We start from the raw sequence: 12,049 nt of genomic DNA on the forward strand, positions 1-12,049 counted from the left end.
TGCCCGATCTGCGGCGAGGAACCGATTATTACCCGATTATACGATGAAATGCCGCCCTTGTGCGATTTGCGGAAAACAGAAAACGAGAAAATTTAGCGGAGAAAAAGGAATGATTTATCTACCCAAAACCATTTACACGGAATGCCTGGAACGCGCCAGACGGGACTTGCCGATTGAGAGCTGTGGCATTTTTGGGGGAATCGGAGACCACATCACTGCCTACTATGCCGCAACGAATCGGGACCAAAGTCCGGAACACTTTTTCATGGATTCGAGACAGCAGTTCGCCATAATCCGGGATTTGCGCAGGCGGGGCTTGCAACAGATTGGCGTGATACACAGCCATCCGGCAACGCCGGCGCGCCTGTCAGAAGAAGACAAGCGCCTGGCCGCCGATCCCGATGTCATTTATTTTGTCCTTTCTCTGGCCAAAGCAGAACCCGAGATAAGGGCTTTCAGAAAAATCGACGACGAGACATTTACAAACGTCCCGATAGAAATTGTGGATGAACCCTCACCGAACCAGCTGATCCTCCCGGACACCGTTGTTGAGGATGTGAAAGCCTTCCGGCAAAAGGTGCAAAGATATCTGGAAGGCCATGAGGATGCCATCCGTTTTCGGGCCTATCGGGTACCGATGGGATTTTACGAACAGCGCCAGGAAGAGACATTTATGGCCCGCGTCCGCATTACGGCCGGTGTGATCACGACCCGGCAGCTTCGAACGCTGGCCGAGGCCACTGACCGATACGGTGACGGCCGCCTGCACCTGACCACACGGCAGGACATTCAGATCCACAATGTCCTGATGCCAAATGCCCCCGATCTGGTTGACCAACTGCTGGACGTGGGGCTGGTGTGCCGCGGGGGCGGCGGAAACACGGTTCGAAATGTGACGGTAGACCCGCTTGCCGGTGTGGCGCCCGACGAACCCTTTGATGTAACACCTTATGCCGTGGCGGCGACTGAATATTTAATCCGGTCGCGGTCCTCCTTCAATTTGCCCCGAAAATTCAAGATTGCCTTTAGCGGCAGCGAAGCAGACCGTGCCCTGACTCTGGTGGCCGATCTTGGTTTTATCGCCCGGCTGCAGGACGGAAAACCGGGATTTACCGTTTTTGCCGGAGGCGGCATGGGAGCGGCATCACGGTTGTCCGTGCGCATCACGGACTTTCTGCCGGCCGAAAACCTGTGCCACATGCTGGAGGCAGTGAAGCGCGTATTCGATCGACACGGCGACCGGCTGAACCGCTCCCGAGCCCGGCTTCGTTTTGTACTGGAACGTCTGGGCGAGGAGCCGTTCATTTCGCTCATCCAAAAGGAGTTCAATCAGGTGGTTGCGGAAGGTATCGAAGCGGTCGAGCCCCGATTTCTGTTTATACAAGATTTTACGGGAGAAGAAATCAATCATCCCGAACCGTTTGTGACGCCTCAAAACGTGCCCGGGCTGTATGCCGTCACCCTTCACCCCAAATGGGGGGACATTTCATCCGGTACGGCACGTGCGCTGGCGGAAATTGTGGATGCGTACCGGCTTGAATTGCGGACAGCTCACGGCCAGGGATTGGTTCTGCGCGATATTCGCGGGCAGGACTTTGACGCCGTTTTGAAGCGCCTGAAAAATCTCCCGGATCATTTGGTCGAAACCGTGCCCTCGCGAAATCCCGTGGTTTGCACGGGGGCAGCCACGTGCAAACTCGGACTCTGCCTGTCCCGCAACCTGGCGGCTGAGCTGAACGGTGTTCTGCAGGCGCTGCCGGATGATGCCGCCGCCGTTCTGCCCCGACTGTTCATCAGCGGATGCCCCAATGCATGCGGTCAGCATCCGATCGGCGAGCTTTCGTTTTCGGGACATGCCAAACGGCATGAGAAGCATCTGGTGCCCTATTACAAGGTGTGGGCAGGGTCCCGGCGGGGAGAAGGCCGCTCATTGGCGCATGTGGTCGGCGCCATTCCGGCCCGCGCTGTTCCGGATTTCGTGCGCGAGCTGGCGCTGACACTCAACACCCGGCGCAAAGGGGAGGAATCGTTTCTGAATCTCGTGGAACAGGACGGGTATGGGCAGCTCAAATCCCTGATCAAAGCCTATCACCATCTGCCGTCTTATGAGGATAATCCCCTATTTTACAAGGATTTCGGACAGGACAGCGATTTTTCACTGGCCGGACGCGGGCCCGGGGAGTGCGGCGCCGGCGTGATGGATGTGATTCAGGTCGATATCCGGCATGCGAAGGATCAATTCAAAACGTATCAGAAGAGCCATCACGATTCTGTGCTTTACCAGGCAGCACTCGCTGCGATGCGCAGTTTATTGATTTTACGGGGAGTGGATTCTCAGAAGGACCGCGAAATCATGGACGCCTTTCGGAAGCATCTGATCAAAGAAGGCTGGGTACGTGCCGAGTACGGTGAGTTAATCAATCATTTGCTGGATTTTAAACTGGGCGATCGCAGCTCCATTGCGGATTGCGCAGGCCGGGTGGAATCGCTCATAAAGCGGGTTGATGCCCTTTACCGCTCGTTGGACAGCAGTCTCAATTTCACCATCGAACCGGAAGTGCCTGCAGCCGCAGCGGAAGAAAAGGTGCCCGAAGCCCACATCGCCGACCTCCGCGGAGTGGCCTGCCCAATGAATTATGTAAAGGCAAAGCTGCAACTGGAAAAGATTCCTGTTGGCGAGATTCTCGAAATTATTCTCGACGACGGCGAACCGGTTCGGAATGTACCGGTCAGCTTTTCAAACGACGGGCAGGAGGTCCTTGACATCCAGCCGCATGACAACGAACATTTTAAAGTAAGAATTAAGCGCGTCCGGTAGGAATACGCTTGGCACCGGGAGAAACACAATGTCTGATCAACACACACCGGACATCCTGAAAGCAGATATGATTGTGGTGGGCGGCGGCACAGCCGGTTTGATGGCAGGTATTTTGCTGAAACAAAAGGCCCCGCATCTGCAGGTTTTGGTGATTGAAAAAGCTCACGCCAAACGCTCGGGGTGTCTGGCGATGGGACTAAATGCCATTAACCTGTATCTGACAGATGGGAACGTCGACGATTATGTGGATTACGTCAAACGGGATACGTTCGAGGTGGTTCGCGAAGACCTCGTGCGAAGCATCGGCGAACGCGCCAACGCGTTCGTGCCCATGCTGGAATCGTTCGGCGTGCCATTTCCACGGGATGCAGACGGAGATTACATCAAGCGCTCCAGGCGTTCGATTGTGATGCGGGGGGAGCGCCTGAAGCCGATTCTCTACGAGCAGGCGCTGGCAGAGGGGGTAACACTCCTGAATCATTCACCCGTGTTCAAACTCATTCAAAATGACAATGGACGTGTTATCGGGGTGGCCGGATTCAATCTCAGAACAGGAAAAGGCTTTCAGGCGTATGGCCGGGCCACCCTGATTGCCACCGGAGGCGCCAGCGGCATCTATCGGCCATCAAATCCTGAAACGGCGCGAAAAAAAACCTGGTATTCTCCGTACAACGTCGGCTCGGGACTGGCCATGGGACTGCGGGCCGGGGCTGAGATGACCTCGTTTGAAATGCGGTTCATCGCCCTGCGAACCAAAGATGTTATCGCCCCTACCGGCACACTGGTGGCCGGGACACGCGTCAGGCAGTTGAATGCGCGCGGGGAGGACTATTATAAAAAAATCGAGACCCTGCTCGGACGAAAGCTGACGACCTGCGAACGCCTTTTCTACCAGATGGAAGAAAATCGCCAGGGGCGCGGGCCCTGTTTTATCGATTTGTCGCCCCTGAATGAGGCCCAGTTTGACGGGCTGCTAAAAAGCTATCTGGATATGTCACCCTGCCTGGTGCTGCAGTTGCTAAGCAATCCCCCGCAATTGCGGAGAATTGTGGAAGTTGCCGGCTCCGAGCCTTATATCAACGGCGGGCACGGGATGGCGGGCTACTGGGTGTCTACAAATCGGGAAACCACACTAAAGGGGTTGTACGCGGCCGGGGACGTTGCCGGAGGCGCTCCCAAAAAATATATATCCGGCTGTTTTGCCGAAGCCGAGATCGCCATTGAACATTTTCTGAGCGATCCCCCGGATATGCCGGAGCCGGTGACTGTCGATATGAGCGATCTCTTTCAACCGCTTTCTGTTCAAAACAATCTGCACCATTCGCAGGTTGAAGCCCGTCTGCAAAAAATTATGGATGAATATGCGGGCGGCTATTCCATGAATTATGCCACAAACAAGGAAAAACTGCTGTTGGCCAGAGACCTTCTGACCAGCTTAAGCGACAAAACCAAAACCCTGTCGGCGGCCAATCTGCATGAACTGATGAAAACGCACGAAGTGAGCGATCGATTGGTGTTGGCGAGGGTGCTGGTGGAACACATGCTGGCCCGCAGGGAAACCCGCTGGCCCGCGTATCAAACCCGGCTTGATTTTCCGGTGCGCAACGACATCGAGTACCGGGCCTTTACCAATTCCAGATTCGCCAACGGCGATATCGAGGTGTTTCAGCGCCGACTGTACGCGCCTTATGACAAAAGGGAGATCACACGTGATTGATATCAATTTGAATTTGTGCAATGGCTGTGTGCAATTGGAGCAGCCGCAATGTGTGGATATTTGTCCGGGCGATCTTCTGTACATCGCTCCGGATGGGAAGGCCGCGATTCGTGAGGTTTCCGAATGCTGGGATTGCTTTGCCTGCGTAAAGGCGTGCCCCAGACTGGCAATCGCCATCCAACTGCCGTTTCAGATCAACGAAAGCCTGACCAAACTCACCGGCCATCCGGTTAAAAACAAAACGGTGTGGGAATTCCGCGAACAGGACGGTACGGTCGTTCACCGGTTCCGCATCCCAGCGAGAAATAAATAGGGGATGTCCTAAACGTGAGCCTCACCCATTCGCATTTGAAATATATGCATAAAATAGCTTGATTATGCATAAAATCTTTATTATCTTATGCACAGATTAAAGGAGGTGAAACATTATGAGAACGACAATTGATATCCCCGAAGATTTAATTAAAGAAGCCATGAGAATAACAAAATCTCCCACCAAAACGGAACTAATCAAGAGGGCTCTTCACAATATTATTCAAAGGGATAAAATCAAATCGTTAAAGGACTATAAGGGAAAAATTGATCTTGACATCGATTTAAATAGTGTAAGAGACAGAGATGAACATATTGGTTGACAGTTCTGTATGGATTGACTATTTCAGAAGCGGTACAAATTCAGGCAAGCTTGACAGATATATTGATCAGAATCTTATTTGTACAAATGATTTGATTTTGGCGGAATTGGTACCCTTTCTAAAAGTAAAAAAACAAGTTCGCGTCATCCAGCTACTTTATGAGATAACCCGTATTCCGCTTCATATTAATTGGCAGAATATAATCCACCTTCAAACTCTCTGTATTCAAAACGGAATCAATAAGATAGGGATACCCGATCTGATCATTCTGGATAATGTAATCCAGAACAATTTGGTTTTATACACACTGGATAAATATTTCAGCCTAATCAATAAACACATCGATTTCGAAATAGTATGAAGTACGCCAACCTCTTCTTCAATCCAAACAAAACAGCATGCGGTTTTGAAGCCTGAGTTTTTCCGCTTTTCTTATTGTGGATTTCTACAAATTCTTTTGTAAGCCGCGAATGCGCGAATAGATCTGCGCGAATCCGCGGTTTGTTTTTTACCGCAGATTGTCACCGATTCGGGCACAGATTTCCACGAATTCTCTCTATTTTTCCGTTCGATGAACACACACGGCCTCAACTCATAACCACACTTTTAACGCGGGATAACGTGTGTCGGATTCGGTTGCCGGGGCCAACGCCGGGTTTTCGGCCGATGGATGTGATTCGGTATCTCATACAAAAATGGCATTCCCTCGCGGTCTCACGAATGCAGGCTTTAGCAGGATAGATTTCATAGTGGATTCGATACTCCGGCGGCGTGATATTTGGCATCACAACGTTGGCGCCGCGGGCAAGCCCCAATTCCCGGCCTCTGTGAATGTTCAGTGTGGCCAGAGCCGTCGTGCTGGGGATATTGGCTTCGGGGCACACAATTCGGGACAGGGCAATCACCTTGTACGTCATAATTTCGATCGCAGGCACCTGTTCTTCTGCCGGGATGCGGGCGGCGCCGTTATGACCCAACCGGGTTTTCGGATGGGCAATAAAGGGTCCCACGCCGATCATATCCAGATCCAGCTCCGAAAACATCCGTATATCCTGTGCCAGCATCTCGTAACTCTGGCCCGGGATACCGATCATCACCCCGCTGCCAATCTCGTATCCCATCTCCCGGAGCCTGCGCAGCATGGCAAACCGATCCGATTTTCGTCCGGGTAAAGAGGGATGAATCTTTTCATACAAATCGTGATCGGACGTCTCGAATCGCAGGAGGTAGCGATCGGCTCCGGCCTCCCTCCAGGCCAGCAAATCCTCTTCCGGACGCTCACCCAAACTCAGTGTCACGGCCAGTGGTGTTTCGGATTTAATCCGGAGGATGATCTTTGCCATCCAGTCTGTCTTTATTCCGTAGTCCTCTCCCGACTGTAAAACGATGGTACCATAGCCGTAGTCAACCGCTTCGTGGGCACAGGCCAGAATGTCATTTTCGGACATCCGGTAGCGGGTCAGTTCCCTGTTTTCCACGTTCAACCCGCAATAGGCACACCGCCGCACGCAATAGTTGGAGAATTCAACCAATCCGCGCAAATGCACCTCATCACCCACCGTCTGTTTGCGCACGTTGTCTGCCCGCTGCCACAAGGCGTCCAGGCGACTCTCATCCTCTTCTTTCAACCAAGCGATAATCTCTTCTCGTGTCAACTTGTGTCTCCGTTTTTGCGAATAATCCCATGCAACTTTAAGAAGCTGCCCTGTATGTTTAAATCGGCATATCCGAACAAAAAATCACCCGTGTCATTTTTATAGTATGATAATTTTTATTTTTTATCAACAGGAATGTAGTGAATTTTTATTTTTTTGGTCTTTTAAAGAAACACGAATTTTTTGATCAGTTTTTAGCCTGAAAAATTCATGCGCCACCAAAACACAAAGCCACAAAGCAGTAAATAACAAGTCCCAACCTGCTATATTTCTAAATGGACCCTTTGTAACATTTTATTTCGTAAGTATGTAACAGAATCAGTCTATCCCTAACCCTCCCTCCGGCCCCCTCTCTGAAATAAGGGAGTCAGGGGGTGGGTTCAATAGACCGGGCCATATTTCAAAAAGAGTGTCTTCTCCACAAAAAAACCATCAGAACCATTTTTTTCGATCGGCTAAAATTTTTCTTGACATCCGGCTAATTTCTCTTTATATTGAATGAAAATTAAAAAGAGGATCAATTAGGTTATGAAAAACCCTGTAAAAAAATCTTCCGGTCAGACAAAATGGTGGTGGCGCATCTGGTATCCTTCGGTGCACCACACGATTTTATAAATTCAGTTTTCGTTTAATCTCAATCGCCGTGGATGCACCGCATTCACGGCGTTTTTTTTGAACCCATTTTTGCAAAAGGCGCTGTGATCATAAAAAACACACAGCGCCTTTTTTTATGGCTCATAACGGGAGTTTCCGCATGAAAATTATTTCGTTTGAACGCTTTCAAAGCCAGTACAACGGGGCACCCCTTGTTTCTGCTTATGCAGAGGTCATGGGCGATATGGACACACCCGTTTCCACATTTCTCAAAACCGCCCAAAAGTCTTATCGGTTTCTTCTGGAAAGTGTGGAAGGCGGCACCCAACGAGGCCGCTACTCGATTATCGGCGATACACCGCTGCTGATCTTCCAGAGCAAAAACGGGATCACGACCATCCGGAACACCCTTACCGGAAAAACCACCACGCACCGGGAAAATCCCTTTGATGTCCTGAAAACGGTTCTCAGCACATTTATTCACCGAAAACTGGAAAACAGTCCTTTTCTCAACGGAGGCTTGTTCGGCTACATCGGCTACGATGCCATTCGCTACATTGAAAAAATTCCTTCTGCATCCGAAGATGACATGGCTCTTCCGGACATCCATCTGTTTCTCCCGCAAAATATGATTGTATTCGACAACCTTTTGAACCGCATCCATTTGATCCATTTTATGGAGCCCGGCGCCGATCCCAAAATCGACTACCAAAAAGCGGTCGGGGAAATCGAAGAGAACATTCAAAAGATCCAAAACACGTCGCTCCGAAACGGAAAACCGGCCTTTCACGAACCGCAGGCATTCACAAGCAATATTGAGAAGAAGCGGTTCGAAACCAGTGTACAAAAGGCGCGGGAACACATCTACAGGGGCGATATTTTTCAGATGGTTCTGTCCCAGCGCCTCAGCGTGCCCATTCACGTTCCGCCATTTGAGATTTACAGAGCCCTTCGGATGATCAACCCGTCTCCTTACATGTTTTATATGGATATGGAGGATATCACGCTTCTGGGAGCATCGCCGGAGACGCTTGTCAAATTGGAGGGGGATACGGTTCTGGTTAAACCCATTGCAGGCACGCGAAAACGGGGGCGCAATGAAACGGAAGACCTTGCACTGGTTGAAGACCTGCTGGCCGATCCCAAGGAACGCGCGGAGCATATCATGCTGGTTGATCTGGAGCGAAACGACGTGGGGCGAATCGCAGAATTCGGAAGCGTGACACTGGAGGATTTTATGATCATTGAAAAATATTCCCACGTGATGCACATCGTCTCTACCGTAACCGGGAAGCTCCGGCAGGGACTGGATGCCGTGGATGTGTTTCGGGCGTGTTTCCCGGCAGGCACCGTGTCCGGGGCACCCAAAGTCCGGGCGATGGAGCTGATTGAAGAGATGGAACCCACCCGGCGAGGCATTTACGCGGGAGCCGTGGGCTATTTCGCTTTTGACCGCACCATGGACGTGTGCATTGCCATCCGGACAATCGTCGTCAAGAATGGGAAAGCCTACGTTCAGGCGGGAGCCGGAATCGTGGCCGATTCCGTGCCGAGCTCGGAATATGAGGAAACCCTGAACAAAGCCAGGGGGCTTCTGAAAGCCATTGAATCTGCCGAGGGAGGGCTGACATGATCCTGGTCATCGACAATTACGATTCGTTCACGTACAATCTTGTTCAATATATCGGTGAATTCCATGGGGATATTTCGGTGGTGAGGAATGACCAGATAACACTCGACGCGATTCGCGCCCTCAGGCCGGAAGCGATTGTTATTTCTCCCGGTCCGGGCTACCCGAAGGAAGCGGGCATCACGCTGAAGGTCATTCACACTCTTTACCACGACTATCCGATTTTCGGCGTCTGCCTGGGACTTCAATCCATCGGAGAGGCGTTCGGGGGACGCATTGTTCAGGCAGGACAGGTGGTTCACGGCAAAAACACCACCATTTACCACGACGGGAAAACCATCTTTGAGGGCCTGAAAAATCCCTTTAAGGGGGGACGTTATCATTCCCTCATCATTGACAGAAAAACCCTGCCCGATGTGCTGGAGGTTTCTGCGGAAACGGCAGACGGGCTTATTATGGCCGTCCGGCACAAACAGTACCTTCTGGAGGGCGTGCAGTTTCACCCCGAATCGATTTTAACGGAATACGGCAAAGAGATGATCGCCAATTTTTTAAGACGAGTAAAACAGGAGGACGAAAGATGATCAGTGACATTCTTGAACACGTGAGTCAGGGGCACGATTTAAGCCGGGATCAGGCTTATCAATCCATGAATGAGATTATGAGCGGTGAATGGACGCCGTCACAGATTGCCGGTCTGCTCATGGGACTGAAAATGAAGGGGGAAACCGTCGACGAGATCACCGGGTTCGTTTCCGCGATGCGGCACAAAGCCGTGCCTATTTCCGCCCCTGCCCGGGTTGTGGACACCTGCGGAACAGGAGGCGACGGCACCCATTCGTTCAACATCTCCACCGCGGCGGCGTTGGTTGTGGCAGCAGCAGGCATTCCGGTTGCCAAGCACGGAAACCGCTCCGTATCCAGCACATGCGGCAGTGCCGACGTGCTGCAGGAATTGGGGGTCAAAATTGATTTGGATGCGGAAGCCGCCCGGAAATGCCTGGAACGGGTCGGGATTGTGTTTCTGTTTGCACCCCTCTATCATGCCTCCATGAAATTTGCGGTGACGCCCCGGCGCGAAATGGGCATTAAAACGGTGTTTAACATTTTAGGTCCAATGCTAAATCCGGCAAATGTGAAGCGGCAAATTATCGGAGCATTTAACCGGGATATCGCCGAAAAAATTGCGCATGTCCTCAAAAACAGCGGGAGTGAACACGTGCTGGTTTTCTGCAGCGAAGACGGCATGGACGAAATTTCGATTTCCCACACCACGCATATGATCGAATTGAAGGATGGAACTATTCGCCGTTTTGATATCGAACCGGAAGATTTCGGCTTCAGACGGGTTCCATTTGAAGCGATTCGCGGCGGGGACTGCCGGCAGAACGCCCGCATCATTCGGGAAACCCTGCAGGGCAAACCGGGCCCCGCTTATTATGTTACCGCCCTTAATGCAGGGGCGGCCATTTACGCGGCCGGTCAGGCGGCTACTTTGAAAGAAGGCGTTCGCCAGGCGGAGGCTATTCTGACTTCCGGGAAGGGATTTCAAAAACTGCAGGAATTTGTGGAGGCTTCTAATTCGTTTTAGATGAGAAAAATAGCCGCGAATGCGCGAATGAAAGACTTTTTGTTAATTCGTGAATTAGTGGCGGAAAAATAATTGCCACGAATTCACAAAGGAAACAATTTTTGTTAATTCGTGAATTAGTGGCGACGGGAAAAATTGCCACGAATTCACGAATGAAAGACCTTCAAGTCAAACAGAAAGCGCGCATTTTTTTCAAAGAAGTCTAATTTAAAGTTTACAGGACAGTGATGACCATTCTGGATAAAATTGTACAGACAACCCGGGCTAAAATCGCTCAGCGGAAGCAGCGTCTGCCCCTGTCGGATCTCAGGCAGATGGCAGAACAAGCAGCGTTTCCAAAAATGCCCGGAGCGTTTCGATCACAAGAGGGTCTGCAAATTATTGCGGAAATCAAAAAGGCGTCGCCCAGCCGCGGCGTCATCGCGCAGGATTTCCACCCCGTTCAAATTGCCCGGGAGTACGAGGCCGGCGGTGCGGCGGCCCTGTCGGTACTCACGGATGAAACCTATTTTCAGGGGCATCTCTCTCATTTAAGAGAGGTCGCCGAAGAAGTCTCCTGCCCCGTTTTGAGGAAGGATTTTATCATCGATCCCTACCAGATTTACGAGGCGGCGGCCAACGGCGCCCGAGCGGTTTTGCTTCTTGCGGTTCTGCTGCCTCCCGAGCAACTGCGGGATTTTCTTCATCTCGCACAGGCAGTACACCTGGATGCCCTCGTGGAAGTGCACGATGAGGCAGAACTGGAAACGGCGCTCCGGGCGGACGCCTCGATGATCGGCATTAACAACCGTAATTTGAAGACCTTTCAGGTGGATTTGAACACCAGTCTGCGTCTGGTGAACCGCCTCCCCGAATCGATTGTCCGGGTGAGCGAAAGCGGCATCCGCGGCGCGGACGATTTGAAACGCCTGCACCGGGCGGGATTCGATGCCGTGTTGATGGGGGAATCGCTCATGCGCCGGGAGAACCGTGTGGAATTTCTCCAAAAGATTCGCGAGGATTCTGCCACGAAGACACCTGGAGAAAGGAAGAAAACATCCCCCTGAATCCCCCTTCGAAGGGGGACTTTAGAGGGCTGCAACATGAAATGTTTTTGCGGATCCGTACCGGGTCATTTAAATCGTACTTTTGCACCCAAGCCTTGACCAACAGGCTCCCCCTTTGAAGGGGGTGGGGGGATGTAAAGCAGTCACTTGCAAAAAAGATAAGTGGCGGCAAAATGTTACTGGCCAGAAAATTTCGGAACTGAACACGCACGGCGTGACCGAACATCCCCCTGAATCCCCCTTCGAAGGGAGACTTTAGAGGGCTGCAACATGGAATGTTTTTGCGGGTTCGTGCCGGGTACCTTTAAATTGCAATTTTACACCTAAGCCTTGACCAACAGGCTCCCCCTTTGAAGGGGGTGG

Annotated in this window: 10 protein-coding genes (1 of these 10 only partly in view); 9 read left to right on the plus strand and 1 reads right to left on the minus strand. The window is 51.5% G+C overall.

Annotation, left to right across the window (positions count from 1 at the left end):
* The 5 genes from moeB to GXO76_10180 all read left to right on the plus strand — a co-directional run.
* On the plus strand, positions 1-2,818 hold the 3' portion of the coding sequence (moeB, locus tag GXO76_10160; protein NOY78217.1) for a molybdopterin-synthase adenylyltransferase MoeB. It extends 734 nt beyond the left edge of the window; 2,818 of the gene's 3,552 nt are visible here — the last part of the coding sequence; the start codon falls outside the window, past its left edge; its stop codon occupies positions 2,816-2,818.
* Positions 2,819-2,846: 28 nt separating this feature from the next.
* On the plus strand, positions 2,847-4,535 hold the full coding sequence (locus tag GXO76_10165) for an adenylyl-sulfate reductase subunit alpha (GenBank protein ID NOY78218.1): 1,689 nt from the start codon (positions 2,847-2,849) through the stop codon (positions 4,533-4,535).
* Positions 4,528-4,848: an adenylylsulfate reductase gene (locus tag GXO76_10170; protein ID NOY78219.1), complete on the plus strand. Its 321-nt coding sequence runs from the start codon at positions 4,528-4,530 to the stop codon at positions 4,846-4,848. The genes GXO76_10165 and GXO76_10170 overlap by 8 nt, the downstream gene beginning before the upstream one ends.
* 115 nt (positions 4,849-4,963) lie before the next feature.
* Complete coding sequence (locus GXO76_10175) at positions 4,964-5,170, plus strand: type II toxin-antitoxin system VapB family antitoxin (protein NOY78220.1); 207 nt, start codon at positions 4,964-4,966, stop codon at positions 5,168-5,170.
* On the plus strand, positions 5,154-5,531 hold the full coding sequence (locus GXO76_10180) for a PIN domain-containing protein (protein NOY78221.1): 378 nt from the start codon (positions 5,154-5,156) through the stop codon (positions 5,529-5,531). Before GXO76_10175 ends, GXO76_10180 begins: the two co-directional genes overlap by 17 nt.
* A 226-nt stretch (positions 5,532-5,757) precedes the next feature.
* Here GXO76_10180 and hydE read toward each other — a convergent pair whose 3' ends face one another.
* Entirely contained in the window at positions 5,758-6,897 is a 1,140-nt protein-coding gene (hydE, locus tag GXO76_10185) for a [FeFe] hydrogenase H-cluster radical SAM maturase HydE (protein ID NOY78222.1), read from the minus strand.
* A gap of 682 nt (positions 6,898-7,579) precedes the next feature.
* On the opposite strand from hydE, the gene trpE reads away from it, so the two are divergent.
* From trpE to trpC, 4 genes are all read left to right on the plus strand, one after another.
* The gene (trpE, locus tag GXO76_10190) at positions 7,580-9,052 is read left to right on the plus strand and encodes an anthranilate synthase component I (protein NOY78223.1); all 1,473 of its coding nucleotides are present in this window, start codon (positions 7,580-7,582) and stop codon (positions 9,050-9,052) included.
* Positions 9,049-9,633, plus strand: a complete 585-nt coding sequence (locus GXO76_10195) for an aminodeoxychorismate/anthranilate synthase component II (protein ID NOY78224.1) — start codon at positions 9,049-9,051, stop codon at positions 9,631-9,633. Before trpE ends, GXO76_10195 begins: the two co-directional genes overlap by 4 nt.
* Positions 9,630-10,640: an anthranilate phosphoribosyltransferase gene (gene trpD / locus GXO76_10200; GenBank protein NOY78225.1), complete on the plus strand. Its 1,011-nt coding sequence runs from the start codon at positions 9,630-9,632 to the stop codon at positions 10,638-10,640. Before GXO76_10195 ends, trpD begins: the two co-directional genes overlap by 4 nt.
* 227 nt (positions 10,641-10,867) lie before the next feature.
* Complete coding sequence (gene trpC / locus GXO76_10205) at positions 10,868-11,686, plus strand: indole-3-glycerol phosphate synthase TrpC (GenBank protein NOY78226.1); 819 nt, start codon at positions 10,868-10,870, stop codon at positions 11,684-11,686.
* The last annotated feature ends 363 nt before the right edge of the window (positions 11,687-12,049 follow it).

The sequence above is a fragment of the Calditrichota bacterium genome (assembly GCA_013151735.1).
Classification (GTDB): domain Bacteria; phylum Zhuqueibacterota; class JdFR-76; order JdFR-76; family BMS3Abin05; genus BMS3Abin05.

Coding starts and splice junctions, on each gene's coding strand:
- GXO76_10165 (NOY78218.1), top strand. CDS start 2,847: ATGTCTGATCAACACACACCGGACATCCTGAAAGCAGATATGATTGTG.
- GXO76_10175 (NOY78220.1), top strand. CDS start 4,964: ATGAGAACGACAATTGATATCCCCGAAGATTTAATTAAAGAAGCCATG.
- GXO76_10180 (NOY78221.1), top strand. CDS start 5,154: ATGAACATATTGGTTGACAGTTCTGTATGGATTGACTATTTCAGAAGC.
- trpE (NOY78223.1), top strand. CDS start 7,580: ATGAAAATTATTTCGTTTGAACGCTTTCAAAGCCAGTACAACGGGGCA.
- GXO76_10195 (NOY78224.1), top strand. CDS start 9,049: ATGATCCTGGTCATCGACAATTACGATTCGTTCACGTACAATCTTGTT.
- trpD (NOY78225.1), top strand. CDS start 9,630: ATGATCAGTGACATTCTTGAACACGTGAGTCAGGGGCACGATTTAAGC.
- trpC (NOY78226.1), top strand. CDS start 10,868: ATGACCATTCTGGATAAAATTGTACAGACAACCCGGGCTAAAATCGCT.